The organism is Ramlibacter sp. AN1133 (assembly GCF_037890035.1).
Classification (GTDB): Bacteria; Pseudomonadota; Gammaproteobacteria; order Burkholderiales; family Burkholderiaceae_C; genus Ramlibacter.
Genome location: NZ_JBBKTQ010000013.1, coordinates 19343 through 46192, shown reverse-complemented (window position 1 = coordinate 46192; position 26850 = coordinate 19343). Strand labels below are relative to the sequence as shown.

Here is a 26850-nt window from a genome sequence, read left to right as displayed (position 1 = left end):
AAGGCACTCGGGCCGGCAGGGGCCTGCGGCGTGGTGGGCGTGCAGCGGCCGAAGTACATTTTTCCCATGCGGTGCGAGGCGGGCCGGGGGCGTTCCAGGGCCCGCGATCCCAGCGGGGCCGGCACCGCCGGCGTGGCGCGGAGGGTGCACAATTTTCTTGTGCAGTTCCATGCGGCGCCTTGCCCGCGCTAAGGGTTAAACCCCGAGCCCCGGGTTTCCACTCTTCCCTAGAATGGTGCAACGCAACAGCGCGGGCTCCAGACCCGCCCAGAGGAAGAGGAGCCCCGTTGTGACAAGCAAGAAGGCCAGCGGCGCCAAGCCGGCGCAGCGCATCATCAAGAAGTACCCGAACCGGCGGCTCTACGACACCGACACTTCCACCTACATCACGCTGGCCGAAGTCAAGCAGCTCGTGATGCAGGCGCAGCCCTTCGTCGTGCGCGACGCCAAGACCAACGAAGACCTCACGCGCAGCATCCTGCTGCAGATCATCCTGGAGGAAGAGGCGGGCGGCGCGCCGATGTTCAGCGAAGCGGCGCTGGCCAACCTCATCCGGTTCTACGGCCATGCGGCGCAGGGCTTCATGGGCAGCTACCTCGAGAAGAACGTGCAGGCCTTCACCGACCTGCAGGCGCAGCTCGCGGAGCAGACGAAGAATTTCACGCCCGAGATGTGGACGCAGTTCATGAGCATGCAGAACCCGCTGGGCCTGATGGGGAACTACGCCGAACAGTCGAAGACGATGTTCGAGACGATGCAGGAGCAGATGCAGAAAAGCACCGAGCAGATGCTCGCTTCATTCGGCATCAAGAAATAGGTCTTTGCGTTCAAGGGACAATACGGGGATGAGCGACATCGCCACCCCCGGCGCCCCCCTTTCCGATTCCGCTGCCTCTGCCTCTGCCTCTGCCGTGCCCAAGGTGGGCTTCGTCAGCCTCGGCTGCCCGAAGGCCCTGACCGATTCCGAACTGATCCTCACGCAGCTGAGCGCCGAGGGCTACGCCACGTCCAAGACCTTCGAGGGCGCGGACCTGGTGATCGTCAACACCTGCGGCTTCATCGACGACGCGGTCAAGGAGAGCCTCGACACGATCGGCGAGGCCCTGGCGGCCAACGGCAAGGTGATCGTCACCGGCTGCCTGGGCGCGCGCAAGGGCGAGGCCGGCGGCAACATGGTGTCGCAGGTCCATCCCTCGGTGCTGGCCGTCACGGGCCCGCATGCCACGCAGGAAGTGATGGACGCGGTGCACGCGCACCTGCCCAGGCCGCACGACCCCTTCATCGACCTCGTGCCGCCCGCGGGCATCAAGCTCACTCCGAAGCACTACGCCTATCTCAAGATCAGCGAGGGCTGCAACCACCGCTGCACCTTCTGCATCATTCCCTCGCTGCGCGGGGACCTGGTGAGCCGGCCGATCGGCGACGTGCTCAAGGAAGCGAAGGCGCTGTTCGAAGGCGGCGTGAAGGAACTGCTGGTGGTGAGCCAGGACACTTCGGCCTACGGCGTGGACGTCAAGTACCGCACCGGCTTCTTCGACGGCCGCCCGGTGCGCACGCGCATGCTGGAACTGGTGCAGGCGCTCGGCGAGCTGGCGGAGCCCCATGGCGCGTGGGTGCGCTTGCACTATGTCTATCCGTACCCACATGTGGACGAGGTCATCCCGCTGATGGCACAGGGCAGGGTGCTGCCCTACCTCGACGTGCCGTTCCAGCACAGCCACCCGGACGTGCTGCGCCGGATGAAGCGGCCGGCCAGCGGCGAGAAGAACCTCGAGCGCATCGCGCGCTGGCGCGAGATGTGCCCCGAGCTCGTGATCCGCAGCACGTTCATCGCGGGCTTCCCCGGCGAGACCGAGGAGGAATTCCAGCACCTGCTGGACTTCCTGCGCGAGGCGCAGATCGATCGCGCGGGCTGCTTTGCCTACAGCGCCGTGGAGGGCGCCGCGGCGAACGACATTCCCGGCATGCTGCCGCAGGAAGTGCGCGAGGAACGCCGCGCGCGTTTCATGGCGGTGGCGGAGCAAGTCTCGGCGGCGCGGCTGCAGCGCCGCGTGGGCGCGACCATGCAGGTGCTGGTCGATTCCGCGCCGGCACTGGGCCGCAAGGGCGGCGTCGGCCGTTCGTACGCGGACGCGCCGGAGATCGACGGCACCGTGAAGCTACTGCCCCCGCAAAAGCTGAGCAAGCGGATGGCGGTGGGCGATTTCACGCAAGCGCGGATCGTGGCCACGGACGGCCATGACCTGGTGGCGCAACCGTTCTGATCGATACGCGGCATCCCCGCAGGCTGGTGGTGACCGAAGGGAACCCCGGCTTTGCGCGCTCGAATCGCTGGGGTTTCGCTTCGCTCCACCACCAGCCTACAAAAACAACATGGCCGGCGACGCCGGCCTTATCATGCTCAGTGGTTCGTGAGTTGGTGCGTCGAGGAAGCGATCCTTCGGGCCCAAACAAGAAAGCCGGCATCGCCGGCTTGGTTTGGTGCCCAGGAGAGGACTCGAAGCTCCACGGACACGTTCGAGGCCCCGGGGGGCAACAAAAAAGCCGGCATCGCCGGCTTGGTTTGGTGCCCAGGAGAGGACTCGAACCTCCACGGAGTTACCCGCTAGTACCTGAAACTAGTGCGTCTACCAATTCCGCCACCTGGGCATTTCAGGAAAAACAAGATTGTATATCAAAAACGTAGAGCGAAACAACGGCACCGGCCTCCTCGATGAGATCGAGGGCGTGATCCAGGGACACCGCGACGGACACGGTTACGTGGTCCGCGACGACGGCGAGGCCGACATCTATCTCCCTCCCAACGAGATGCGCGCGGTGCTGCACCGCGACCGCGTGCGGGCGCGCATCGTGCGCCACGACCGCAAGGGCCGGCCCGAAGGCCGCGTGGTGGAGATCGTCGAACGGCCGCCGCATCCCATCATCGGCCGGCTGCTGCACGAAAGCGGCGTCTGGCTGGTGGCCCCCGAAGACAAGCGCTACGGCCAGGACGTGCTGATTCCCAAGGGCGCGACGGGCACGGCCAAGCCGGGCCAGGTCGTGGTGGTGGAGCTCACCGAGCCGCCGAGCCTGTACGGCCAGCCCGTGGGGCGCGTGAAGGAAGTGCTGGGCGAGATCGACGACCCCGGCATGGAAATCGAGATCGCCGTGCGCAAGTACGGCGTGCCGCACGAGTTCTCCGAAGGCTGCATCGCGCAGGCGCGCTCGCTGCCGGACAAGGTGCGGCCCGCGGACCGCAAGAAGCGCGTGGACCTGACGGACGTTCCGCTGGTCACCATCGACGGCGAGGACGCGCGCGACTTCGACGATGCCGTCTACTGCGAGCCTGCCAAGGTGGGGCGCGCCAAGGGCTGGCGCCTGCTGGTGGCGATCGCGGACGTGAGCCACTACGTGGAGACCGGCAGCGCGATCGACATCGATGCCTACGACCGCGCCACCAGCGTCTACTTCCCGCGCCGGGTCATCCCGATGCTGCCGGAGAAGCTGTCGAACGGCCTGTGCTCCCTGAACCCGGAAGTCGATCGCCTGTGCATGGTTTGCGACATGCTCGTCACGGCCGGCGGCGACATCCACGCCTACCAGTTCTATCCCGCCGTGATGTACAGCCACGCGCGCATGACCTATACCGAGGTCGCGGCGATCCTGGCCAATACGCGCGGGCCGGAGGCGATCAAGCGCAAGAATCTGGTTCCCCACTTCCTCAACCTCCACGACGTGTTCCGCGCGCTGCTGAAGGCGCGCAACGTGCGCGGCGCGGTCGACTTCGAGACCACCGAGACGCAGATCGTCTGCGACGAGAACGGCCGCATCGAGCAGATCGTGCCGCGCACGCGCAACGACGCCCACAAGTTGATCGAGGAGGCCATGCTGGCCGCCAACGTCTGCGCGGCCGATTTCATCCAGCAGGGCGAGCATCCCGGCGTGTACCGCGTGCACGAAGGCCCGACGCCGGAGAAGCGCGAGCTGCTGCGCAACTACCTCAAGGCCCTGGGCGTGGGCATGACCATCGGCGAGGACCCGAAGCCCGGCGACTTCCAGAAGATCGCCGAAGCCACCAAGGACCGGCCCGATTCGCAGCAGATCCACACGATGCTGCTGCGCTCGATGCAGCAGGCGATCTACACGCCGATCAACAGCGGCCACTTCGGCCTGGCCTACGACGCCTACACCCACTTCACCAGCCCGATCCGGCGCTATCCGGACCTGCTGGTGCACCGCGTGATCAAGGCCATCCTGGCCGGCGAGCGCTACCAGCTGCCCGTGCTGCCCACGCCGGGCGAGGCGCACGAGAAGCTGGCGCGGCGCCTGGCCGGCCAGGGCAAGACGCTGCACAAGGCGAAGAAGCCGCCGGCCCCTTCGCGCGAGGTGCAGGCCTGGGAAGCCGCCGGCCTGCATTGCAGCGCCAACGAACGGCGCGCCGACGAGGCCAGCCGCGACGTCGAGGCGTGGCTGAAGTGCAAGTTCATGCGCGACCACCTTGGCGAGGAGTACTCGGGCACCGTCACCGCGGCCACCAGCTTCGGCATCTTCGTCACGCTCGACGCCCTGTACGTGGAAGGCCTGGTGCACATCACCGAGCTGGGCGGCGAGTACTTCAAGTTCGACGAAGCCCGCCAGGAACTGCGCGGCGAGCGCACGGGCATCCGCTATGCGATCGGCACGCGCCTGCGCGTGCAGGTGAGCCGCGTCGACCTGGACGGCCGCAAGATCGACTTCCGCCTGGTGCGCGAGGACGAGGACTTCATGGCCCGCGCCATGAAGGACAAGGGCGTGGCCCCCCGCGGCGAGGGCGTCCCGGTGAAGGCGTCCACCAAGCGCGCCGCCAAGAAGGCGGCCGCGGGCAAGAAGGCGAAGTCGCCGCTCGACACGGTAAAGTCCGTGGCCAAGAAGGCGGCGGCGAAGGCCCGCACCGTGCGCAAGAGCCGCCGCTAGCGCGCAACTCACAAGGGGACACCCATGGCAAGCACTCAAGCCGCGGCGGCACGCGTCGCGATCGTCACCGGCGGGGGCACCGGCATCGGCCGCGCGGCCGCGCAAGCGCTGCTGGGCGACGGCTGGAAGGTCGCCGTCGCGGGCCGCCGGCTCGAGAAGCTCAACGAAGTGGCGGCGCAGGCGCCGGAGCGCGCGCTGGCGGTGCCGACCGACGTGACGGACGCAGCTTCCGTCGAGGCGCTGTTCCAGGAGACGGTCAAGGCCTTCGGCCGCGTCGACCTGCTGTTCAACAACGCGGGCATGGGCCTGTCCGCCGCGCCGCTGGAGGACATGGCCGTCGCCGACTGGAAGCGCGTCGTCGACACCAACCTGAACGGGATGTTCTACGGCATCCAGCAGGCCTTCCGCGTGATGAAGGCGCAGAACCCGATGGGTGGGCGCATCATCAACAACGGTTCGATCTCGGCGCATGCGCCGCGGCCGCATTCGATCGCGTACACCGCGACCAAGCATGCGGTCACGGGCCTGACCAAGGCCGCGTCGCTCGACGGCCGCCGCTACAACATCGCCGTGGGGCAGATCGACATCGGCAACGCGATGACGGACCTGGCCGCGCGCATGGCCAAGGGCGTGCCGCAGGCCAATGGCGAGATCGCGGTGGAGCCGCTGATGGACGTGAAGATCGTGGGCGACTCGATCCTGTACATGGCGAACTTGCCGCTGGAAGCGAACGTGCTGTTCCACACGGTGATGGCGACGAAGATGCCGTTCGTGGGGCGGGGCTGAGCCTGGCGGCGGTGCGGCTTGCGTAGGCTGCGGTGCGGTTTTCGTAGGCTGGCGGTGACGCAGGAACCCCAGCGTTCAGCGAGCGCAGCGTAGCTGGGGTTCCTTCGTCACCACCAGCCTACCGGACCACAACGCCCGAGACAGCCAACGCGCCCGCGGTGAGCGCGCGATCCGCTGGCCAGCGATCCGCGGCCAGCCCGTGCAGGTACACCGCGCCGCTCGCCGCCTCGAACGCCTCCTCGCTCGCCATCCGCGCCGCGATCCAGCCCGCGAGCACATCGCCGGTCCCCGCGATCGCCAGCCGCGCATTCCCCGTCGGGTTGATCCGCACCGCACCCTGCGGCGACGCGATCACGGTGCCCGACCCCTTGAGCACCACCACGCTCGCAAAGCGCCGCGCGAGTTCGCGCGCCGATGCGATGCGGTCCGCCTGTACCGCCTTCGTGTTCCGCCCGAGCAGCCGCGCCGCCTCCAGCGGATGCGGCGTGAGCACGGTTGCCGCGCCGCGCGCGCCACGGGCGGCGAGCAGGGCCTGCAGCTGCGGGTCCGCCGCGATCGCGTTGAGCGCATCGGCATCCAGCACCAGGGCGCGCGCGCCGATCGCGCGGGGCAGGGCGGTCCGTACCGCCTCCCCGCCGCCGCAGCCGCAGGCGACGCTCATCGCGTCGAGAGGCAGCGTCTCCCACGGGCGCACCATCAGGTCCGGCTGCTGCGGATCGAGCGCGCCGGCGTCCGGATCCAGGAAGCCGACGAACACGCGCCCGGCACCGTGATGCAGGGCGGCGCGCGCCGCCAGCAGCGCCGCGCCGGCCATGCCGGGGGCGCCGCCGATCACCGCGACGTCGCCGTAGCTGCCCTTGTGGCTCGCGTGTGCCCGGGCGACGCGGGCAGGAGATGGTGACAGGGTGGCCGCCGCGGGCTCGCCGCCGGCATCCACCTGCAGGTCGTCGAACCAGACGGTGCCCGCGGCGTCGCGCCCCTGCAGCGTGAACAGGCCCGGCTTGAGGGCCAGCAGGCTGAGCGTGTGCGTCGCGCGCACGCATGCGCTCGCCGCGCCCGTCTCGGCATTCAGCCCCGAAGGCAGGTCGATCGCGAGCACGGGCGCGCTGCCGGCGTTCAGCCTCCCGAGGTCCGCGAGCAGCGCCCCTTCGGGCGCGCGCGCGCTGCCGATCCCGAGCAGGCCGTCGAGGGCCAGGTCCCATGCAGCGGGCGCCTCGGCTGCGAAGGTCACGCCCGCCTCGCGCGCCCGCCGCAGCGAAGCGCGAGCATCCTCCGGCGCGCGCGATTCCTCGCCGCGCCAGGTCACGACCGGCTCCTTGCCCCAGCGTTTGAGGTGCATCGCGGCCTCGAACCCGTCGCCGCCATTGTTGCCCGGCCCGCACGCAACCCAGATGGTGCGCGCATGCGGCGCAATGGCCAGCGCCAGCCGCGCGACGGCAAGGCCGGCGCGCTGCATCAGCGTGTGGGGAGGCAGTGCGCCCGCGGCGGCCCGTTCGAGCCGCCGCGTGGCGGCCACGTCATGGAGAGCCCAGGGGCGGTCGGGGGTGACGCGCTGCATGCGTCCATTCTGCCCTTCATGCCGAGAAAAACCAGATACCGGACGCAGAGGACGCAAAGGGTACGCAGAGGTCGCAAAAGAAAGACCAATCCAAATTATTGGATGTCCTTTTGCGTTCTCTGCGTACCCTTTGCGTCCTCCGCGTCCGGCTGTCCGCCTTCTACCAAGCCTCAGCCCCCCAGCCGCTCCACCCCCAGCCCCTCCAGATCCACCTCCGGCGCCCGCGACGACATCAGGTCCGCCACCGCCCGCGCGCTGCCGCAGGCCAGCGCCCAGCCGCTCGAGCCGTGGCCGATGTTGATCCACACGCCTGGCACATGCGTCGCCCCCAGCACCGGCGGGCCATCGGGCAGCATCGGGCGCGCGCCCTTCCACTCCTGCACCGCGGCGCCGGTGTTGGCCAGCTGCGCCGCGCCGGGAAACCAGTCCTGCAGCACCTTGTACAGCGTGCGGATCGCTGCCGGCCGCTTGCGGTTGGGGTCGCCGCCGATCTCCGCGCTGCCGGCCACCCGCACGCGGTTGCCCAGGCGCGAGATCGCGACCTTGTAGCGGTCGTCCATCACGCCGCTGCGAGGCGCGTTCAGGGGTTCGCGGATCGGCGCGCTGATCGAATAGCCGTGCACCGCCGCCAGCGGCACGCGCAGGCCCACGGGCCGCAGCAGGGTGGCCGACGCCAGTCCGCTGCAGATCACGACCGCGTCGAAGCGCGCGCTGGTGGTCGGCGCCGCGTCCCCCTCGCGCGTGATGCGCAGCGTGGTCGGCTGCGCCGCATCGAGCGGCGCGATCGCGCAATGGAATTCGAACTTCGCGCCCAGCGCCTGCGCCTGGTTCTTCAGCAGCAGCGCGAACTGGCGGCAGTTGCCCACCTCGTCGTCGGGCAGGTGCACCGCGCCGAGGAATTCGGTGTCGGGATTGAGGGCCGGCTCCAGCTCGCGCGCCCGCGCGGCGTCGATCTCCTGGAACTTGGTGCCGCTCTCGCGCAGCAGCTGCAGCCCCGGCTGCACCATCTTGCGGTCGCGCTCCGCACGCAGCAGCACCATGTAGCCGCGGCTGTGGTCGTATTCGAGCTGCAGGTCCTCCGTCACCCGGTGCAGGCGCTCGCGGCTGTAGAAGGCCAGCCGCTGCAGGCGCGCGCGGTTGGCCAGGTAACTCTCGAGGTTGCAGGCGCTGCGCCAGCGCATCATCCAGCCAAGTTCGTGCGCGGCCACCGGCCAGCACACGCGCACCGGTGCGTGGCGGCTGAACAGGTAGCGGGCCACCTTGGTCGGCATGCCGGGCCCCGCCCACGGGGTGACGTACCCGGGGGCGACCACGCCCGCATTGGCGAAGCTGGTTTCGAGCGCGGCGGCGCCGTGGCGCTCGAACACGGTGACGTCATGGCCGTCGGCGGCCAGTTCGTACGCTGTGGTCACGCCGATGATGCCGGCGCCCACGATGGCGATCTTCATTCAGTTCGTTTTAGTGGTTGTTGTCAGCAGATTCTCGATCTGGAGCGCGAGGTTCAGGATCGTGTCGTCGTGCAGGGCCCCGTGCCAGGCCATGAGGCCCACCGGGAGTTCGTCCGGTGCCTGGCAGGGCAGGGAGATGGCGCAGCCGTCCAGCATGTTCACCACGCTGGGGTTGCGCAGCAGCAGCGCATTCGTCCGGAAGAAGGCCTCGTCGCGCTCGCTGCCCGGCGCCACGTCGGCGACGGGCGGGGCGACGACGGGCACGGTGGGCGACAGCACGGCGTCGAAGCCGGCCAGCGCCTGTCCGACGTCGCGCACCCACGCATTGCGGGCGCGCTGCAGCTCGATGTATTCGTAGGCCTTCATCGCCGCGCCGCGCTCGATGCGCAGGCGCACCCGCGGGTCGTAGCGGCTGCCTTCCTGGGCGAGCAGCTGGCGGTGCCAGGCGTAGCTCTCCGCCGCCGCGAAGCCGCCGGTGGACTGGATCGAGCCCAGGTCCTGGATCTGCCACAGCCGGATCTCGTCGATGCGGGCGCCGGCGTCGCGCAGGCGCCTGAGCGTGCGCTCGAAGGCGCGCGCCACCGTGGCGTCCACGCCATCGAGCATCTGGGTGGTGGCCACGGCCAGCCGGTAGCCGGCCAGCGGCGTGTCCGTGCGCGCGACCTGGCGCGCGGCGATGACCTCGTGCGCCAGCACGGCGTCGCGCACGCTGCGCGTCATGGCGCATACCGTGTCGAGCGTGGAAGACAGCGGGTACGCGCCTTCCAGCGGCGTCAGGCGCGCGGTGTTCTTGAAGCCGACGATGCCGCACAGCGCCGCGGGAATGCGGATGGAGCCGCCGGTGTCCGAGCCCAGGCCGACGAACGCGGCGCCCGTGGCCACCGAGACCGCGCCGCCGGAGGTCGAGCCGCCCGGGATGCGCGGCGTCTTCGCGTCGCACGGGTTCGGCGGCGTGCCGTAGTGCGGATTGACGCCCACCCCGGAGAAGGCGAACTCGCTCATGTTGGTGCGGCCCACCACCACCCCGCCGGCGGCGCGCAGCCGCGCCACGGCCGCCGCCTCCGTGCGGGCCGGCTCGGCGTGCACCAGGGCCAGCGAGCCGGCAGTGGTCACGTCGCCGGGGAAGTCGAACAGGTCCTTGATCGACACCGGCAGGCCCGCCAGGGGCGACTCGGGCCGGGCCCGCGCCGCCTCGGGCGCCGCTGCGTCGAACCGCGTCTTCAGGAACACGTGGGTGGCGGCGCCCGAATGGGCCGCGGCCTCCGCGCCGCGAAGCTCGTCGGGGGCGCTGGTATGGCCCTGGCGCAGGCGCTCGCGGGTGCTGTGGAGGTCGGGCAGGGGCATCTTGGGTGGGCGGGGCGTCGGAGCGGGGAAAGGGGGGCCTGTGCTAGAATCTCGCGGTTTTGCCGGGTGTCACGCGCAAGCGAGGTCGACTGGCAAAGCAAATCGCGAATCCCGCCTCTCGAGGTGTCGCATCCCAACAGGCTTGCGATTTCTGGCCGGATTCTAGACCCAACCTTCGGAGCTCCCATGACCGTATCCATGCGTGAAATGCTGGAAGCCGGTGTCCATTTCGGACACCAGACGCGCTTCTGGAACCCCAAGATGGCCCCGTACATCTTCGGCCATCGCAACAAGATCCACATCATCAACCTGGAAAAGACGCTGCCGCTGTTCCAGGAGGCGACCAAGTTCGCGCGCCAGCTCGCGTCCAACCGCGGCACCATCCTGATGGTGGGCACCAAGCGCCAGGCCCGCGAGCTGATGGGCACCGAGGCGCAGCGCGCCGGCATGCCCTTCGTGAACCAGCGCTGGCTGGGCGGCATGCTGACCAACTTCAAGACCGTCAAGACGTCGATCAAGCGCCTGAAGGACATGAAGGCCCAGCAGGAAGCCGGCCTCGACGCCATGTCCAAGAAGGAGCAGCTGATGTTCGCGCGCGAATTGGCCAAGCTCGAAAAGGACATCGGCGGCATCCAGGACATGAACACCCTGCCGGACGCCCTGTTCATCGTGGACGTCGGCTTCCACAAGATCGCCGTGGCCGAAGCGCAGAAGCTGGGCATCCCGATCATCGGCGTGGTGGACTCCAACCACTCGCCCGAGGGCATCGACTACGTGATCCCCGGCAACGATGACTCCTCCAAGGCCGTCACGCTGTACGTGCGCGGCATGGCCGACGCCATCCTCGAAGGCAAGAACAGCGCCGTGACCGACGTCCAGCGCGCCGTCTCCGAAGGCAGCGACGAGTTCGTGGAAGTCAAGGAAGGCGCCTCCGCCTGAGCCACCCGGCAGGCCGCGACAAAGGGGGCTCTCGAGCCCCCTTTGCGCTAAGCAACAACTGATCAGAGATACGAGGACAAAATGGCTGCAATCACCGCAAGCATGGTCGGCGAACTCCGCGCGAAGACCGACGCGCCCATGATGGAGTGCAAGAAGGCCCTGACCGAAGCCAACGGCGACATGGACAAGGCGGAAGAGATCCTGCGCGTCAAGCTGGGCAACAAGGCCGCCAAGGCGGGCTCGCGCATCACCGCCGAAGGCGTGGTGGCGGCCTCCATCCAGGGCACCACGGGCGGCATGATCGAAGTCAACTGCGAAACCGACTTCGTCACCAAGAACGACAGCTTCCTGGCGCTGGCCAGGGCCGCCGCCGAGCTGGTCGCCAAGAACGGCCCCGCCGACATCGCCGCCCTGGGCGCGCTGCCGTACAGCCAGGACGGCTTCGGCCCCACCCTGGAAGACGTGCGCAAGGGCCTCATCGGCAAGATCGGCGAGAACATGAGCTTCCGCCGCTTCAAGCGCTTTGCCGGCGACAACAAGCTGGTGAGCTACCTGCACGGCACGCGCATCGGCGTGGTCGTCGAATACCAGGGCGACGACGTCGCCGCCAAGGACGTCGCCATGCACGTCGCCGCGATGAAGCCGGTGGCGCTGTCCAGCGCCGACGTGCCGGCCGACCTGATCGAGAAGGAACGCGCGGTTGCCACGGGCAAGGCGGAGGAAGACCGCAAGGCGGCCGAGGCGGCCGGCAAGCCGGCGCAATCGGCCGAAATCGTTGCAAAGCGTATCGAAGGCGGCGTGCAGAAGTACCTCAAGGAGGTCTCGCTGCTGAACCAGGCGTTCGTGAAGAACGACAAGCAGACCGTGGAGCAGATGCTCAAGGCCGCCAACACCACGATCAAGGGCTTCACGCTGTACGTGGTGGGCGAGGGCATCGAGAAGAAGACCGACGACTTCGCCGCCGAAGTGGCCGCCCAGGTGGCCGCCGCCAAGCAGTCCGCGTAAAGCGCTGGCAAACGGCGCGGCCGCCCCGGGCACGGTGCGGCCGCGTTGATGACAAAATGACGGGCGCCCCCATTTGCCACTGAACACGGAGAACGACTGCATGCCCAGCCCCGCCCACAAGCGCATCCTGCTCAAGCTGTCGGGCGAGGCCCTGATGGGGGATGACGCCTTCGGCATCAACCGCGCGACGATCGTGCGGATGGTCGAGGAGGTCGCCGAGGTCGTGCGCATGGGCGTGGAAGTCGCCGTGGTCATCGGCGGCGGCAACATCTTCCGCGGCGTGGCCGGCGGCTCGGTGGGCATGGACCGCGCCACCGCCGACTACATGGGCATGCTGGCCACCGTGATGAACGCGCTGGCCCTGTCGGACGCGATGCAGAAGCAGGGCCTGGTGCCCCGCGTGATGTCCGCCATCGCCATCGAGCAGGTGGTCGAGCCCTACGTGCGCCCGAAGGCGCTGCAGTACCTGGAAGAAGGCAAGGTCGTGATCTTCGCGGCCGGCACCGGCAACCCCTTCTTCACCACCGACACGGCCGCGGCCCTGCGCGGCGCCGAGATCGGTGCCGAGGTGGTGCTCAAGGCCACCAAGGTCGACGGCGTCTACACCTCCGACCCGAACAAGGATCCTTCCGCCGAGCGTTATTCGCGCATCAGCTTCGACGAGGCCATGTCGCGCAACCTCGGCATCATGGACGCCACGGCCTTCGCGCTGTGCCGCGACCAGAAGCTGCCGATCAAGGTGTTCTCCATCTTCAAGCACGGGGCGCTCAGGCGCGTCGTGCTCGGCGAAGACGAGGGCACCCTCGTGTACGCCTGAGAGAGAGGAAAGCCATGACAACGATCGCTGAAATCAAGCAGACGATGCAGCACAAGATGGACCAGACCATCGCCAACTTCAAGACCACGCTCACGCACATCCGCACCGGCCGCGCCAACCCCGGCCTGCTGGACACCGTGCACGTGGACTACTACGGCACGTCGGTCCCGATCAGCCAGGTGGCCAACGTGTCGCTGCTGGATGCGCGCACCATCAGCGTGCAGCCGTGGGAAAAGGGCATGGGCGCCAAGATCGAGAAGGCCATCCGCGAGAGCGACCTGGGGCTGAACCCGGCCTCCATGGGCGACCTGCTGCGCGTGCCGATGCCGCCGATGTCCGAGGAGCGCCGCAAGGAGATGACCAAGCTGGTGCGCCACGAGGGCGAGAACGCCAAGATCGCCGTGCGCAACCTGCGCCGCGACGCCAACGAGCACGTCAAGAAGCTGGTCAAGGACAAGATCGCCACCGAGGACGAGTTGAAGCGCACCGAGGCCGACGTGCAGAAGGTCACCGACAAGCACATCGCGGAGATCGACCAGCTGGTGGCCAACAAGGAAAAGGAAATCATGGAGGTCTGACGCATCCGCGTCGACTTCCATCGCCTGCATGACCGCGCCGCGCGTGATTCCGCACCATATCGCCATCGTGATGGATGGCAACGGCCGCTGGGCCACCAGGCGCTTTCTGCCGCGCGTGGCGGGCCACAAGAAGGGCGTCGACGCGCTGCGCGCCTGCGTGCGCCGCTGCGGCGACCTCGGCGTGGGCGTGCTGACGGTGTTCGCCTTCTCCTCCGAGAACTGGAACCGCCCGGCCGAGGAGGTCTCCGGCCTGATGGAGCTGCTGGCCATGGCGCTCGCGCGCGAGGTGCCGCAGCTGCAGTCCGAAGGGGTGCGCATCCATTTCGTGGGCGACCGCACGCGCCTGTCGGAGAAGGTGCGCAGCGGCCTGGCGCAGGCCGAGGCGCAGACGGCGGCGAACACGCGTCTGGTCTTCAACATCTGCTTCAACTACGGCGGCCGCTGGGACATCGCCCAGGCTGCCGCCAAGCTCGCGGCGCAGGGCGCGCAGATCACCGAGGAAAGCCTCAACGGCGCCATGGCGCTGGCACACGTGCCCGATCCCGACCTCGTGATCCGCACCGGCGGCGAGATGCGCATCAGCAACTTCCTGCTCTGGCAGGCCGCCTACAGCGAGCTGTACTTCACCGACAAGCTGTGGCCCGAGTTCGATGCCGCGGCCCTCGATGCCGCCATCGCGGACTACGGGCGGCGCGAGCGCCGCTTCGGCCGCACCTCCGAGCAGATCACCGCGCCGGCCAGCCGCAAGGCCGCCTGAAAGGCAAAGCCGCGATGCTCAAGCAGCGCGTGATCACGGCCATCGTCCTGCTGGCCATCCTGCTGCCGGCCCTGTTCTGGAAGACGCCGGAGCCCTTCCTCGCCATCACCCTGCTGCTGATCGCCGCGGGCGGCTGGGAGTGGGGGCGCCTGAACGGCCTGTCGCAGGTCGTGAACATCCTCCTGGGCGTGATCACCCTGGCGCTGTGCGCTGCTGCCTGGGCGCTCGGCTGGCCCGGGCGGCCGTCGGCGGCGCTGTGGTGCGTGGTGGGCGCGGCCTGGGTGCTGGCCGGGGCCGCATTGGTGCGCGGCGGCGTCGAGGGCTGGCCGAAGATCCCGCGCGCTCTGCGCGTGCCGGTCGGCGTGGCGGCCCTGGTGCTGGCCTGGGTCGCGATGGCGCAGGCCCGCGTGATCGGCGTGAACTTCCTGCTGTCGATCCTGGTGCTGGTGTGGGTGGCGGACATCTTCGCCTACTTCGCCGGCCGCGCCATCGGCGGCAAGTTCACCGAGCGCAGGCTCGCCCCCGTCATCAGCCCCAAGAAAAGCTGGGAAGGCGTGTGGGGCGGCATGGCCGGCGTGGTCGTGCTGGCCATCGCCTGGGTGCTGGCCGACCGCGCGGCGAACGCGCAGGTTGCCAGCCTCTATTCCGTGCTGGCCAACCTGGGCTGGCCCGTCGTGGTGCTGGCCGCGATCTTCCTGGCCGCCATGAGCGTCATCGGCGACCTCACCGAATCCCTCGTCAAGCGCAGCGCCGGCATCAAGGACTCGAGCCAGCTGCTGCCCGGCCACGGCGGCGTGCTCGATCGCGTCGATGCGCTGCTGCCCACGCTGCCCCTGGCCATGATGCTGGCGACCCTCGCCCAACGATGAAACAACGCCTTGCCGTCCTCGGCTCCACCGGATCGATCGGGGCCAACACGCTGGACGTGGTCGCCCGCCACCCGGACCGCTTCGAAGTCTTCGCGCTCAGCGCTTCCTCGCAGGTCGAGGCGATGCTCGCCCAGTGCCTGCAGTTCTGCCCCGCGTTTGCCGTGATGGCGCGCGAGGACGCCGGCCGCGCGCTCGCAGCGAAGATCGAATCCAGCGGCCTGCCCACGCGCGTGCTATGGGGCGCGGGCGCGCTCGACACCGTCGCGGCGCACGAGTCGGTCGATACCGTGATGGCGTCGATCGTCGGCGCCGCCGGCCTGTCGTCCTGCATCGCCGCGGCGCGCGCCGGCAAGAAGCTGCTGCTGGCCAACAAGGAGGCGCTGGTCGTCGGCGGCGAGCTGTTCCTGCAGGCCGTGCGGCAGGGCGGGGCCCGCCTGCTGCCCATCGACAGTGAGCATTCGGCCATCTTCCAGTCGCTGCCGGAAGACCCGTCCACGTGGCAGTCGCGCGTGGAGAAGATCATCCTCACCGCCTCGGGCGGGCCGTTCCGCACCCGCGCGCCCGCCAGCCTGCGCAGCGTGACGCCGGAGGAGGCCTGCGCCCATCCCAACTGGGTGATGGGCCGCAAGATCTCGGTCGATTCGGCGACCATGATGAACAAGGCGCTGGAGGTCATCGAGGCGCGCTGGCTGTTCGGCCTGGCGCCCGAGCGGCTGCAGGTGGTGATCCATCCGCAGAGCGTGATCCACTCGATGGTGCAGTACCGCGACACTTCGGTGGTGGCGCAACTGGGCACGCCCGACATGCGCGTGCCGATCGCCTACGGCCTGGCCTGGCCGGAGCGCGTGGAGTCCGGCGCGCAGGCGCTCGACTTCGCCGCGCTGGCCGACATGAGTTTCGAGTCGCTGGAAACGCGCGGCCACCGCGAGCGCTTCCCCGGCCTGCAGCTCGCCTGGGACAGCCTGGCCGCCGCGCCGGGCACCACGGCAGTGCTCAACGCCGCCAACGAGGTCGCCGTCGCCGCCTTCCTCGAGCGGCGCATCCGCTTCGACCAGATTCATTCGGTGAACCTTGCAACTTTGGCGGCTGTGCTGCCGTCCAAGCCACAATCGCTGCAGGACCTGCTGGAGCTGGATGCGCAGGCCCGCCGCGCGGCCGAGCAGGCCGCCGCCCGGCTGCCTGCCTGAGGGGATTTCTGATGCTCACCGTCGTCGCCTTCATCGTGGCCCTCGGCCTGCTGATCGCCGTGCACGAATACGGCCACTACCGCGTGGCCGTGGCCTGCGGCGTGAAGGTGCTGCGCTTCTCGGTCGGCTTCGGCAAGGCGCTCTTCACCTGGAAGGCGCGCAAGCCGCGCCCGGGGCAGGACACCGAGTTCGTGATCGGCGCCTTCCCCCTCGGCGGCTTCGTGAAGATGCTGGACGAGCGCGAAGGCCCGGTGGATCCCTCCGAGCGGCACCGCGCCTTCAACACCCAGCCGCTGCGCTCGCGCGTCGCCATCGTCGCCGCCGGCCCGCTCGCCAACCTGCTGCTCGCCGTCCTGCTCTATGCGATCGTGAACTGGACGGGCGTGCAGGAGCCGCAGCCCGTGCTGGGCAGCCCGGTCGCGGGTTCCATCGCCGCCGAAGCCGGCTTGCGCGGCGGCGAACGGGTGGACGGCGCGGCGCTGGAAGGCGACGAGATCGAGCCCGTGCGCTCCTTCGAGGAACTGCGCTGGCTGCTCACGCGCGCCGCGCTCGACGGCCGCGACCTGCGCATGACGCTCGCGCGCGAAGGCTCGGGCGGCCGGCGCGAAGTGCTGCTGCCGCTGTCCAACCTGAACACCCGCGATGCCGACGCGCAGCTGCTGCGCAAGGTCGGGATCGTCGCGCCGTGGAGTCCGCCGGTGCTGGGCGAGGTGATGGCCGGGGGCGCCGCCGAGCGTGCCGGCCTGCGCAAGGGCGACCTGGTGCTGCGCGTGGCGCAGCAGCCGGTGGGCGACGCGCAGCAGCTGCGCGACCTGATCCGCACCCAAGTGAAGGCCGGCCGCGGCCTGCCCTCCACGTGGGAGGTCGAGCGCCAGGGGCAGCGCCTGCAGCTGCAGGTCACGCCCGACGTCGTCACCGCCGAAGGCGTGCCGGCGCCGTTCGGCCGCATCGCCGCCTACGTGGGCGCGCCGCCCGCGATGGTGACGGTGCGCCTGGGGCCGGTCGACGGGCTGTGGAAGGGCGTGGAGAAGACCTGGGAGGTCTCGGCGCTCACGCTGCGCATGATGGGCCGCATGATCGTCGGCCAGGCGTCGGTCAAGAATCTTTCCGGACCGCTCACGATCGCCGACTACGCGGGCAAGTCCGCCAGCCTCGGGCTCACCCAGTACCTGCTGTTCCTGGCCCTGATCAGCGTGAGCCTGGGGGTGCTGAACCTGCTGCCGCTGCCCGTCTTGGACGGTGGGCACCTGATGTATTATCTTTGGGAGGCCGTCACGGGACGGAGCATCTCCGATGCGTGGATGGAGCGCCTGCAGCGCGGCGGCGTCGCGGTGCTGCTGGTGATGATGTCGATTGCGCTGTTCAACGACGTCGCGCGCTTCTTTGGATAGAACAACGTAGCTGTAGCCGCCGCTGGTCCCGCGCGGATTCGCCGGCGCCCTTTCCTGATTCAATGAAGAAACAACTCAAGCGCTTCCGCGTGCGTACCGTTACGGCCGTGTGCATGCTGGCCTTCGCGGCGAACACCTGGGCGGTGGACCCGTTCACGGTGCGCGACATCCGCGTCGAGGGCCTGCAGCGGGTCGAGCCCGGCACGGTGTTCGGCTCGCTGCCGTTCCGGGTGGGCGACCAGTACAACGACGACAAGGGCTCGGCCGCGATCCGGGCCCTGTTCGCGCTGGGCCTGTTCAAGGACGTGCGGCTGGAAGTCCAGGGCGACGTGCTGATCGTCGTGGTGGAGGAACGCCCCACGGTGGCCGACGTCGACTTCGTCGGCACGCGCGAATTCGACAAGGACACGCTGAAGAAGGCCCTGCGCGAGATCGGCCTGACCGAGGGCCGCCCGTACGACCAGGCGCTGGCCGATCGCGCCGAGCAGGAGCTCAAGCGCCAGTACATCAACCGCAGCCTGTACGGCGCCGAGGTGGTGACCACCGTCACGCCCATCGAGCGCAACCGCGTCAACCTCACCTTCACGGTGACCGAGGGCGAGCCGACCCGCATCAAGGAGATGCACATCATCGGCAACCGCAGCTTCAGCGAGAAGCAGCTGCTGGAGCTGATGGACCTCGACACGGGCGGCTGGCTGTCCTGGTACACCAAGTCCGACCGCTATTCGCGCGCCAAGCTGAACGCCGACCAGGAGGCGCTGAAGTCCTGGTACCTGCAGCGCGGTTTCCTGGAGTTCCGCATCGATTCGACCCAGGTCGCGATCTCGCCGAACAAGCAGGACATCGCGATCACCATCAACATCACGGAAGGCGAGCGCTACGTGGTGTCGGGCGTGAAGCTGGAAGGCGACTACCTCGGCAAGGAAGAGGAATTCAAGTCGCTGGTGAAGATCCGCCCGGGCCAGCCGTACAACGCCGACCAGGTGACCGAGACCACCAAGGCCTTCACCGAATACTTCGGCAACTTCGGCTACGCCTTCGCGCAGGTCGAGGCGCGACCGGAGATCGACCGCGCCAACAACCGCGTGTTCTTCACGCTGGTGGCGGAGCCCTCGCGCCGCGCCTACGTGCGCCGCATCAACATCGCCGGCAACAACCGCACGCGCGACGAAGTGATCCGCCGCGAGTTCCGCCAGTTCGAATCGAGCTGGTACGACGCCGAGAAGATCAAGCTCTCGCGCGACCGGGTGGACCGCCTGGGCTTCTTCAAGGACGTCAACATCGAGACCAGCGACGTTCCCGGAGCGCCCGACCAGGTCGACCTGAACATCGCCGTGGTGGAGCGTCCCACCGGCAGCCTGCAGCTGGGCGCGGGCTTCTCCAGCGCGGAAAAGCTGGCGCTGTCGTTCTCCATCAAGCAGGAGAACGCCTTCGGCACCGGCAACTACCTGAGCGCCGAAGTCAACACCAGCCGCTTCAACCGCACCATCGCGCTGACCTCGGTGAACCCGTACTTCACGCCCAACGGCGTGTCGCGCACCATCGACATCTACCACCGCACCTCGCGACCGTACGACGAGCAGGGCGGCAACTACCAGCTGGTCACCTCCGGCGCGGGGCTGCGCTTCGGCATCCCCTTCAGCGAGGTCGACACGGTGTTCTTCGGCGCCGGCTTCGAGCGCACGCAGATCCGCGCCGGCACCAACATCCCGGCCGCCTACCTCGATTACGCCGAGCGCTTCGGCTTCACCAGCAACGCCATCCCGCTGACGATCGGCTGGTCGCGCGACGACCGCGACAGCGCGCTGACGCCCACGCGCGGCCGCTTCCAGCGCTTCTCCGGCGACTGGGGCGTGGCCGGCGACGCGCGCTACCTGCGCGGCGACTACCAGTTCCAGCAGTACGTGCCGCTCAGCAAGCAGTACACCCTGGCCTTCAACGGCGAGCTCGGTTGGGGCAAGGGCCTCAACGGCCGGCCGTATCCGGTGTTCAAGAACTTCTATTCGGGCGGCCTCGGCTCGGTGCGCGGCTTCCAGCAGGGCACGCTGGGCCCGCGCGACGTGACGGGCGCCTCCATCGGCGGCGCGCGCAAGATCACGCTGAACGCGGAAGTCATCACGCCGTTCCCGGGTGCCGGCAACGACCGCACGCTGCGCCTGTTCGCGTTCACCGACATCGGCAACGTGTTCGGCGAGAACGAGAAAGTGAACGCGGCCGACCTGCGCGCCTCCGCCGGTTTCGGCCTCTCGTGGCTGTCGCCGATCGGGCCCCTGCGCATCGCCATAGCCCAACCGGTGCGCAAGCAGGCTGGCGATAGAATCCAGAGATTGCAATTCCAGATCGGAACTTCCTTCTGATGAAGTATCTTGTGCGTCACTGCGTGGTGTTCCTGCTGGCGGCCCTGGCGCTGGCCGGCCAGGCGCAGGCCGAGGATTTCCGCGTGGGCTTCGTGAACACCGACCGCATCTTCCGCGAGGCCAACTCCGCGAAGGCGGCGCAGGTCAAGCTGGAGCAGGAGTTCGCCAAGCGCGAGAAGGACCTCAACGACCTGGGCACCGCGCTCAAGACCGCCTCGGACAAGTTCGAGCGCGAAGCGCCCACGCTGTCGGAGCAGCAGCGCGGCCAGCGCCAGAAGGCCCTGATCGACCAGGACCGCGAATTCCAGCGCAAGCGCCGCGAATTCCAGGAAGACCTGAACGCGCGCAAGAACGAGGAACTGCAGCAGGTGCTCGATCGGGCCAACCGCGTGGTCAAGCAGGTCGCCGAGCAGGAGAAGTACGACCTGATCCTGCAGGAAGCCGTCTACATCAACCCCAAGCACGACATCACCGACAAGGTGATCAAGGCGCTGAACAACGCGCGCTAGCAGGCGCTCTCCCGGCGTGGCGCTGCAACTCGGCGAGATCATCGCGGCGCTCGGCGGCGAGCTCCATGGCGATGCCGCGCTGCGCATCGAGGGCCTCGCGCCGCTCGAGTCCGCGCAGCCCTCGCAGCTCGGCTTCCTGAGCAACCCCAAGTACCGGCAGCAGCTCGAGTCTTCGCGCGCGGGCTGCGTGATCGTGGCGCCGGCCCTGCGCGAGCAGGCGCTGGCGCGCGGCGCGTGCATCGTTGCCGACGACCCTTATCTCTATTTCGCGCGACTGACGCAGTTGTGGCGGCGCGCGCATGCGCGCGCCGAAGGCCCCGCGATCCACCCCAGCGCGGTGATCGCCGACGACGCGGTGGTCGAGGAGGGCGCGCGCATCGGTCCGCATTGCGTGGTCGAGCGCGGCGCGCGCATCGGCACCGGCACGGTGCTGAAGGCCCGGGTGTACGTGGGCGAGGATTGCGTGATCGGCGCGCGCTGCATCCTGCATGCGGGCGTGGTGATCGGCGCCGACGGCTTCGGCTTTGCGCCGCACCAGGGCGCCTGGGAGAAGATCGAGCAGCTCGGCGCCGTGCGCATCGGCGACGACGTGGAGATCGGCGCCAACACCTGCATCGACCGCGGCGCGCTGGCCGACACGGTGATCGAGGACGGCGTGAAGATGGACAACCTGATCCAGGTCGGCCACAACTGCCGCATAGGCGCGCACACGGCCATCGCCGGCTGCGTGGGCATCGCTGGCAGCGCCACCATCGGCAGGCACTGCATGCTCGGCGGCGCGGCCATGATCCTGGGCCACCTCACCATCGCGGACCGCGTGGTCATCTCGTCCGGCAGCTTCGTGGCCCGCTCGATCCACAAGCCGGGGCTGTACACGGGCATCTTCCCCATCGACGACAATGCGAACTGGGAAAAGAACGCGGCGACGCTCAAGCAGCTGCACACCCTGCGCGACCGCATCAAGGCGCTCGAGAAGGCGCTCCAGGAAGACAAGAAATGACGATGGACATCCACCAGATCCTCAAGAAGCTCCCGCACCGCTACCCGATCCTGCTGGTGGACCGCGTGCTGGCCGTCGATCCGGGCAAGTCGATCAGGGCGCTGAAGAACGTGACGATCAACGAGCCGTTCTTCGTCGGCCATTTCCCGCACCGGCCCGTGATGCCGGGCGTGCTGATGCTGGAAGCCATGGCGCAGACGGCGGGGCTGCTCGCGTTCGCCGGCGACACCGGCACCCGCGACCCCAATTCGGTCATCTACTTCGCCGGCATCGACGGTGCGCGCTTCAAGCGGCCGGTGGAGCCGGGCGACCAGCTGATCATGGACGTGGAGCTGATGCGCCACAAGGCCGGCATCTACAAGTTCAAGGGCACGGCGCGCGTGGGCGAGGAGATCGCCTGCGAGGCCGAGCTCATGTGCACGATGCGCACCGTCGCCTGAGCAGCGGAGAGGACGCCGGCCTTGGCGAACATCCACCCCACCGCGATCGTGGATCCGCGCTCGCAGCTGGACGCGAGCGTCGTCATCGGCCCGTACACCATCGTGGGGCCGCACGTGCAGATCGCCGGCGGCACCACCGTGGGGCCGCACGTCGTGATCGAGGGCCGCACCACGATCGGCCGCGACAACCGCATCTTCCAGTTCGGCTCGATCGGCGCGGCCAACCAGGACAAGAAGTACCAGGGCGAGCCGACCGAACTCGTCATCGGCGATCGCAACACGATCCGCGAGTTCGTGACGCTGCACGTGGGCACGGTGCAGGACAAGGCCGTCACGCGCATCGGCGACGACAACTGGATCATGGCGTACACGCACATCGCGCACGACTGCGTGGTGGGCAGCCACACCACGCTGGCCAACAACGCGACGCTCGCCGGACACGTGGAGCTGGGTGACTGGGTGACCATCGGCGGGCTCACCGGCATCCACCAGTTCGTCAAGGTCGGCGCGCATGCGATGGTGGGGTTCGCCAGTGCGGTGTCGCAGGACATCCCGCCCTTCATGCTGGTGGACGGCAACCCGCTGGCCGTGCGCGGCGTCAACGTGGTGGGCCTGCGCCGGCGCGACTTCAGCAACGAGCGCGTAGGCGCGATCAAGCAGATGCACAAGCTCCTGTACCGGGAAGGCCGCACGCTGGAGGCCGCGCGCGAGGCCATCGCGGCACTGGCGCAATCCGCGCCCGAGGCGGCCGCGGACGTGGCCCAGATGGGCGCATTCCTGGCTGCTGCCACGCGCGGCATCGCCCGCTAGATGGGCACCCCGCGCTTTGCCATGGTCGCCGGAGAGGCGTCCGGGGACCTGCTGGCCGGCCACGTGCTGGACGCCATGCGCGCGCGCTGGCCGCAGCTCTCCGCCGCGGGGATCGGCGGCGCGCAGATGCAGCAGCGCGGCTTCGAGCCCTGGTGGCCGGCCGAGAAGCTTTCCGTGAGCGGCTATGCCGAGGTGTTCAAGCACCTGCGCGAGATCATGGCCATCCGCAGCCAGCTGCGCGACCGGCTGCTGGCCGAGCGGCCCGACCTCTTCATCGGCGTCGACGCGCCGGACTTCAACCTCGCCCTCGAGGAGCAGCTGCGCGCCAAGGGCGTGAAGACGGTGCACTTCGTGTGCCCTTCGATCTGGGCCTGGCGCATGAAGCGCGTGGAGAAGCTGAAGAAGGCCTGCGACCATGTGCTGTGCATCTTCCCCTTCGAGCCCGAGCTGCTGGCCAGGCACGGCGTGCCGGCGACCTACGTGGGGCATCCGCTCGCGGGCGTGATCCCCATGGAGCCGGACCGGGTCGCCGCGCGTCGCGCGCTGGGACTGCCCCTGAACGGCAAGGTGGTCGCGCTGCTGCCCGGCAGCCGCGCCTCCGAGATCGAGACGCTGGCGAAGCGCTTCCTGCAGGCCGCGGCCCTGCTGGAAAAGCGCCATCCCGATTCCTGGTTCGTGATCCCGGCGGTGCCGGCACTGCAGGCGCGCATCAGCCAGATCGCGCGCGCGCGCAAGGGCCCGCGCCACCTGACCATCGTCACCGGCCAGTCGCACGGCGCGCTGGCGGCGTGTGACGTGGCGCTGGTCGCCAGCGGCACCGCGACGCTGGAGGCGGCGCTGTTCAAGCGGCCGATGGTGATCGCCTACCGAACGAGCTGGCTCACCTACGCGATGATGCGGCCGCGGCAGCTGCAGCCCTGGGTGGGGCTGCCGAACATCCTGTGCGCCGATTTCGTCGTGCCGGAGTTGCTGCAGTCCAACGCAAAACCCGACAAGCTCTGCGGGGCGCTCGCGGACTGGCTGGCGAGCCCTGACAGAATGCGTGCCGTGCAGGAGCGATTCCGCGACCTGCACGTGCAGCTCTCGCGCGATACCGCCACCCTCGCCACCGATGCCATCGAAAAAGTCCTCGCCGCCTGAGCCCGTGCGGCGCATCGTCACGACGACGATCCGCACGAAGTCGGCCCGGGTGGTGCAGAAGCCGCTGCTGTTCCCGGACCCGGTGGGCCTGATCGCGGGCGTGGACGAAGCAGGCCGCGGCCCCCTGGCGGGCCCGGTGGTGGCCGCCGCCGTGATCCTCGACGACAAGAAGCGCATCGTGGGCCTGAACGATTCCAAGGTTCTCACCGCCCTGCAGCGCGACCGGCTGTACGACAAGATCCGCGAGAAGGCCCTGTGCTGTTCGTGGGCCCTGGCGAGCGTGGAGGAGATCGACGAGCTGAACATCTTCCACGCGACCATGCTGGCGATGCGGCGCGCGGTGGAAGGCCTGCGCCTGAAGCCGGTGAAGGTGCTGGTGGACGGCAACCGGCTGCCGAAGCTCGACGTGCTGTCCGAGGCGATCGTCGACGGCGATGCCAAGGTCAAGTCCATCTCCGCCGCGTCGATCATCGCCAAGGTCACGCGCGACCGCATGCTGGTCGAACTGCACGAGCAGTTCCCGCAGTACGGCTTCGCGGCGCACAAGGGCTACAGCACGCCGGAGCACCTGGAGGCGCTGCGCGTGCACGGGCCGTGCGTGCATCACCGCCGCCACTTCGCGCCGGTGGCGGCGCAGTTCATGACGCAAGAGGGCGCGACGGTCTCCGTGCAGGTCCAGTGACCTCCACCGAGCCGCAATTCATTTCCTCGCGCGACAACGCGCTGCTGAAGGACCTGCGCCGGCTGGCCCAGGACAGCCATGCCTACCGCAAGCAGGGGCGGGTGTGGCTGGAAGGGGACCACCTGTGCCGGGCCGCGCTGCACCGGGGGCTCGCCCCCTCGCATGCCGTGTTCCAGGCCTCGTATTTCGATCGCGCCGGGCACCAGTGGGTGGATGCCGGCGGCAAGGCGGTGGTGGTCGACGACACCCTGTTCGCCTCGATCAGTGGCCTCGAGTCGCCGGCGCCCATGGGTTTCGTGCTGCCGCTGCCTGCTGCGGCGGCGCTGCAGGCCGATGCGCCTTCGGTGGTCCTCGACGGGCTGCAGGACGCCGGCAACGTCGGCACCATCCTGCGCAGCGCGGGCGCCTTCGGCTTCCGGCAGGTGCTGGCGATGAAGGGCACGGCGGCGCTGTGGAGCCCCAAGGTGCTGCGGGCCGGCATGGGGGCGCATTTCGGCCTGAACCTCGTCGAGGCGCTGGAGGCGGACGGCCTGGGCAAGCTGAAGGTGCCGCTGCTGGCGACGAGCTCGCACCAGGGCGACTACCTCCACCAGGCGCGGCTGCCGTGGCCGTGCGCCTGGGTGTTCGGGCATGAAGGGCAGGGCGTGAGCGCGGCGCTGGCGCAGCGGGCCACGCAGTTCGTGCGGATCGTGCAGCCGGGCGGGGAGGAGTCGTTGAACGTGGCCGCCGCCGCGGCGATCTGCCTGCATGCGAGCGCGGCAGGTATTTTTCCCGCCCCCTCCGGGGGAGGCCTCCGGGGTCCCCAAGCAAAGGCTTGAGCCTTTTCTTGGGGTGGGAGGTGAGGCTGGGGGCACTCCCTGCTCCCTCTCCCGCTCGCGGGAGAGGGCCGGGGTGAGGGCGTGCCTGATCAAGCCCCGCAGCGCCCCCCTCCCAACCTCCCCCCGGAGGGGGGAGGAGCCAAACCCAACCCCAGCCATCGAGGGAAAACCCCTCCTCAGGCTATAATCAGCGGCTTTCCCGAAACCCCACACGCCCGCAGCGCATCCAGCCTCTCCCCCGACCAAAGCAACATCGAGAAGAGTCCTCTCGATTCGCGTTCTGGGCGTGCCCGTAACCATCCGGAGAACCCAGTGCTTTCGTCGCTTCAGGGCGCTTTCCCGCCCGCCATCCTGGCGCTCGCAGACGGCACGGTCTTTCTCGGCAACTCGATCGGAGCCGCAGGTTCCACCACCGGCGAAGTCGTGTTCAACACGGCGCTCACCGGCTACCAGGAAATCCTGACCGATCCGAGCTACTGCCAGCAGATCGTCACGCTCACCTATCCGCACATCGGCAACTACGGCGTCAACGCCGAGGACGTCGAGGCTTGCAAGGTGCACGCCGCCGGCCTGATCATCCGCGACCTGCCGCTGATCGCCTCCAGCTTCCGCGCCGACATGACGCTGCAGCAATACCTGCAGCGCGAGAACACCCTCGGCATCGCCAACATCGACACGCGCAAGCTCACCCGCATCCTGCGCAGCAAGGGGGCGCAGAACGGCTGCATCCTCGCGCTCGGGAAGGGCGAGGAGATCACCCCCGCGCTGGTCGAGAAGGCCGTGGCCGAGGCCCGCAAGGTGCCTTCCATGGCCGGCCTCGACCTGGCGAAACAGGTGACCGTCGGCAAGCCCTACGACTGGGACCAGACCGAATGGCGGCTCGGCACCGGCTACGGCCACCTGGAGCAGCCGAAGTACCACGTGGTCGCCTTCGACTACGGCGTGAAGAAGAACATCCTGCGCATGCTGGCCGAGCGCGGCTGCCAGGTCACCGTGGTGCCGGCGAAGACGCCTGCCGCCGAAGTGAAGAAGCTCAACCCGGACGGCGTCTTCCTCTCCAACGGCCCCGGCGACCCGGAGCCCTGCGACTACGCGATCGCCGCCACGCGCGAGCTGATCGAAGACGGCTATCCCACCTTCGGCATCTGCCTGGGCCACCAGATCATGGCGCTGGCTTCCGGCGCCAGGACCTTCAAGATGAAGTTCGGCCACCATGGCGCCAACCATCCGGTGAAGGATCTCGATTCGGGCCGCGTGAGCATCACCAGCCAGAACCACGGCTTCGCGGTGGACGAGAAGACGCTGCCCGCGAACCTGCGCGCGACGCACATCAGCCTGTTCGACGGCACGCTGCAGGGTCTCGCCAGAACCGACAAGCCCGCCTTCTGCTTCCAGGGCCACCCGGAAGCCTCCCCGGGCCCGCACGACATCGGCTACCTGTTCGACCGTTTCACCGGCCTGATGGACGCCAAGAAGAAGTAAG

The 26850-nt window shown here is 68.9% G+C and carries 24 protein-coding genes and 1 tRNA gene; 21 read left to right on the top strand and 4 right to left on the bottom strand.

The window, feature by feature from the left end; all coding sequences use genetic code 11:
- Positions 1-289: 289 nt before the first annotated feature.
- Positions 290-817, top strand: a complete 528-nt coding sequence (gene phaR / locus WG923_RS18430) for a polyhydroxyalkanoate synthesis repressor PhaR (RefSeq protein ID WP_340352447.1) — start codon at positions 290-292, stop codon at positions 815-817.
- Positions 818-845: 28 nt separating this feature from the next.
- The gene (rimO, locus tag WG923_RS18425; protein ID WP_340352446.1) at positions 846-2264 is read left to right on the top strand and encodes a 30S ribosomal protein S12 methylthiotransferase RimO; all 1419 of its coding nucleotides are present in this window, start codon (positions 846-848) and stop codon (positions 2262-2264) included.
- 300 nt (positions 2265-2564) lie between these two features.
- Here rimO and WG923_RS18420 read toward each other — a convergent pair.
- Positions 2565-2649 (bottom strand) — tRNA-Leu (locus tag WG923_RS18420).
- An 18-nt stretch (positions 2650-2667) separates the two neighbouring features.
- On the opposite strand from WG923_RS18420, the gene rnr reads away from it, so the two are divergent.
- Together rnr and WG923_RS18410 are read left to right on the top strand one after the other, a co-directional pair.
- Positions 2668-4932: a ribonuclease R gene (gene rnr, locus WG923_RS18415; RefSeq protein WP_340352445.1), complete on the top strand. Its 2265-nt coding sequence runs from the start codon at positions 2668-2670 to the stop codon at positions 4930-4932.
- 24 nt (positions 4933-4956) lie between these two features.
- Positions 4957-5718, top strand: a complete 762-nt coding sequence (locus WG923_RS18410; RefSeq protein WP_340352444.1) for an SDR family oxidoreductase — start codon at positions 4957-4959, stop codon at positions 5716-5718.
- Between the two features lie 118 nt (positions 5719-5836).
- On the opposite strand, the gene WG923_RS18405 is transcribed toward WG923_RS18410, so the two are convergent.
- From WG923_RS18405 to WG923_RS18395, 3 genes are all read right to left on the bottom strand, one after another.
- Positions 5837-7276, bottom strand: a complete 1440-nt coding sequence (locus tag WG923_RS18405) for an NAD(P)H-hydrate dehydratase (RefSeq protein WP_340352443.1) — start codon at positions 7274-7276, stop codon at positions 5837-5839.
- A gap of 170 nt (positions 7277-7446) precedes the next feature.
- On the bottom strand, positions 7447-8724 hold the full coding sequence (locus tag WG923_RS18400) for a D-amino acid dehydrogenase (RefSeq protein WP_340352442.1): 1278 nt from the start codon (positions 8722-8724) through the stop codon (positions 7447-7449).
- Positions 8725-10068 (bottom strand): amidase, encoded by a 1344-nt coding sequence (locus WG923_RS18395; RefSeq protein ID WP_340352441.1) that lies wholly within the window; start codon positions 10066-10068, stop codon positions 8725-8727. It abuts the gene before it with no gap.
- A gap of 186 nt (positions 10069-10254) precedes the next feature.
- On the opposite strand from WG923_RS18395, the gene rpsB reads away from it, so the two are divergent.
- The 17 genes from rpsB to carA all read left to right on the top strand — a co-directional run bounded on the left by rpsB (position 10255) and on the right by carA (position 26849).
- A complete protein-coding gene (rpsB, locus tag WG923_RS18390; RefSeq protein ID WP_340352440.1) occupies positions 10255-11007 on the top strand; it encodes a 30S ribosomal protein S2 in 753 nt (250 codons plus the stop codon).
- A gap of 81 nt (positions 11008-11088) precedes the next feature.
- Entirely contained in the window at positions 11089-12012 is a 924-nt protein-coding gene (gene tsf, locus WG923_RS18385; protein ID WP_340352439.1) for a translation elongation factor Ts, read from the top strand.
- A gap of 100 nt (positions 12013-12112) precedes the next feature.
- Entirely contained in the window at positions 12113-12829 is a 717-nt protein-coding gene (pyrH, locus tag WG923_RS18380; protein WP_340352438.1) for a UMP kinase, read from the top strand.
- 14 nt (positions 12830-12843) lie between these two features.
- Positions 12844-13407, top strand: a complete 564-nt coding sequence (gene frr / locus WG923_RS18375) for a ribosome recycling factor (protein ID WP_340352437.1) — start codon at positions 12844-12846, stop codon at positions 13405-13407.
- Between the two features lie 28 nt (positions 13408-13435).
- On the top strand, positions 13436-14164 hold the full coding sequence (gene uppS, locus WG923_RS18370) for a polyprenyl diphosphate synthase (RefSeq protein WP_340352436.1): 729 nt from the start codon (positions 13436-13438) through the stop codon (positions 14162-14164).
- Between the two features lie 14 nt (positions 14165-14178).
- A complete protein-coding gene (locus WG923_RS18365; protein WP_340352435.1) occupies positions 14179-15033 on the top strand; it encodes a phosphatidate cytidylyltransferase in 855 nt (284 codons plus the stop codon).
- Positions 15030-16220 carry a 1-deoxy-D-xylulose-5-phosphate reductoisomerase gene (gene ispC / locus WG923_RS18360; protein ID WP_340352434.1) on the top strand — a complete coding sequence of 397 codons (1191 nt, stop codon included), beginning with the start codon at positions 15030-15032 and terminating at the stop codon, positions 16218-16220. Before WG923_RS18365 ends, ispC begins: the two co-directional genes overlap by 4 nt.
- 8 nt (positions 16221-16228) lie before the next feature.
- Positions 16229-17611 (top strand): RIP metalloprotease RseP, encoded by a 1383-nt coding sequence (rseP, locus tag WG923_RS18355; protein ID WP_340352516.1) that lies wholly within the window; start codon positions 16229-16231, stop codon positions 17609-17611.
- A gap of 62 nt (positions 17612-17673) precedes the next feature.
- Positions 17674-19968 carry an outer membrane protein assembly factor BamA gene (gene bamA, locus WG923_RS18350; protein WP_340352433.1) on the top strand — a complete coding sequence of 765 codons (2295 nt, stop codon included), beginning with the start codon at positions 17674-17676 and terminating at the stop codon, positions 19966-19968.
- Entirely contained in the window at positions 19968-20477 is a 510-nt protein-coding gene (locus WG923_RS18345) for an OmpH family outer membrane protein (RefSeq protein WP_340352432.1), read from the top strand. The genes bamA and WG923_RS18345 overlap by 1 nt, the downstream gene beginning before the upstream one ends.
- 16 nt (positions 20478-20493) lie before the next feature.
- Positions 20494-21477: a UDP-3-O-(3-hydroxymyristoyl)glucosamine N-acyltransferase gene (lpxD, locus tag WG923_RS18340; protein ID WP_340352431.1), complete on the top strand. Its 984-nt coding sequence runs from the start codon at positions 20494-20496 to the stop codon at positions 21475-21477.
- A gap of 2 nt (positions 21478-21479) precedes the next feature.
- Complete coding sequence (fabZ, locus tag WG923_RS18335) at positions 21480-21917, top strand: 3-hydroxyacyl-ACP dehydratase FabZ (protein WP_340352515.1); 438 nt, start codon at positions 21480-21482, stop codon at positions 21915-21917.
- Between the two features lie 21 nt (positions 21918-21938).
- On the top strand, positions 21939-22727 hold the full coding sequence (lpxA, locus tag WG923_RS18330) for an acyl-ACP--UDP-N-acetylglucosamine O-acyltransferase (protein ID WP_340352430.1): 789 nt from the start codon (positions 21939-21941) through the stop codon (positions 22725-22727).
- Positions 22728-23867: a lipid-A-disaccharide synthase gene (gene lpxB, locus WG923_RS18325; RefSeq protein ID WP_340352429.1), complete on the top strand. Its 1140-nt coding sequence runs from the start codon at positions 22728-22730 to the stop codon at positions 23865-23867.
- Positions 23839-24549: a ribonuclease HII gene (rnhB, locus tag WG923_RS18320; RefSeq protein ID WP_445322945.1), complete on the top strand. Its 711-nt coding sequence runs from the start codon at positions 23839-23841 to the stop codon at positions 24547-24549. The genes lpxB and rnhB overlap by 29 nt, the downstream gene beginning before the upstream one ends.
- On the top strand, positions 24546-25367 hold the full coding sequence (locus WG923_RS18315; protein WP_340352428.1) for a TrmH family RNA methyltransferase: 822 nt from the start codon (positions 24546-24548) through the stop codon (positions 25365-25367). Before rnhB ends, WG923_RS18315 begins: the two co-directional genes overlap by 4 nt.
- A 312-nt stretch (positions 25368-25679) precedes the next feature.
- Positions 25680-26849, top strand: coding sequence for a glutamine-hydrolyzing carbamoyl-phosphate synthase small subunit (gene carA, locus WG923_RS18310; RefSeq protein ID WP_340352427.1), 1170 nt, complete (start codon positions 25680-25682; stop codon positions 26847-26849).
- The last annotated feature ends 1 nt before the right edge of the window (position 26850 follow it).

What these genes read in the sequence shown, in the direction of transcription:
- rimO (WP_340352446.1), top strand. Translation starts at nt 846, where the DNA reads ATGAGCGACATCGCCACCCCCGGCGCCCCCCTTTCCGATTCCGCTGCC.
- WG923_RS18410 (WP_340352444.1), top strand. Translation starts at nt 4,957, where the DNA reads ATGGCAAGCACTCAAGCCGCGGCGGCACGCGTCGCGATCGTCACCGGC.
- WG923_RS18405 (WP_340352443.1), bottom strand. Translation starts at nt 7,276, where the DNA reads ATGCAGCGCGTCACCCCCGACCGCCCCTGGGCTCTCCATGACGTGGCC.
- WG923_RS18400 (WP_340352442.1), bottom strand. Translation starts at nt 8,724, where the DNA reads ATGAAGATCGCCATCGTGGGCGCCGGCATCATCGGCGTGACCACAGCG.
- WG923_RS18395 (WP_340352441.1), bottom strand. Translation starts at nt 10,068, where the DNA reads ATGCCCCTGCCCGACCTCCACAGCACCCGCGAGCGCCTGCGCCAGGGC.
- rpsB (WP_340352440.1), top strand. Translation starts at nt 10,255, where the DNA reads ATGACCGTATCCATGCGTGAAATGCTGGAAGCCGGTGTCCATTTCGGA.
- tsf (WP_340352439.1), top strand. Translation starts at nt 11,089, where the DNA reads ATGGCTGCAATCACCGCAAGCATGGTCGGCGAACTCCGCGCGAAGACC.
- pyrH (WP_340352438.1), top strand. Translation starts at nt 12,113, where the DNA reads ATGCCCAGCCCCGCCCACAAGCGCATCCTGCTCAAGCTGTCGGGCGAG.
- frr (WP_340352437.1), top strand. Translation starts at nt 12,844, where the DNA reads ATGACAACGATCGCTGAAATCAAGCAGACGATGCAGCACAAGATGGAC.
- uppS (WP_340352436.1), top strand. Translation starts at nt 13,436, where the DNA reads ATGACCGCGCCGCGCGTGATTCCGCACCATATCGCCATCGTGATGGAT.
- WG923_RS18365 (WP_340352435.1), top strand. Translation starts at nt 14,179, where the DNA reads ATGCTCAAGCAGCGCGTGATCACGGCCATCGTCCTGCTGGCCATCCTG.
- ispC (WP_340352434.1), top strand. Translation starts at nt 15,030, where the DNA reads ATGAAACAACGCCTTGCCGTCCTCGGCTCCACCGGATCGATCGGGGCC.
- bamA (WP_340352433.1), top strand. Translation starts at nt 17,674, where the DNA reads ATGAAGAAACAACTCAAGCGCTTCCGCGTGCGTACCGTTACGGCCGTG.
- WG923_RS18345 (WP_340352432.1), top strand. Translation starts at nt 19,968, where the DNA reads ATGAAGTATCTTGTGCGTCACTGCGTGGTGTTCCTGCTGGCGGCCCTG.
- fabZ (WP_340352515.1), top strand. Translation starts at nt 21,480, where the DNA reads ATGGACATCCACCAGATCCTCAAGAAGCTCCCGCACCGCTACCCGATC.
- lpxB (WP_340352429.1), top strand. Translation starts at nt 22,728, where the DNA reads ATGGGCACCCCGCGCTTTGCCATGGTCGCCGGAGAGGCGTCCGGGGAC.
- rnhB (WP_445322945.1), top strand. Translation starts at nt 23,839, where the DNA reads ATGCCATCGAAAAAGTCCTCGCCGCCTGAGCCCGTGCGGCGCATCGTC.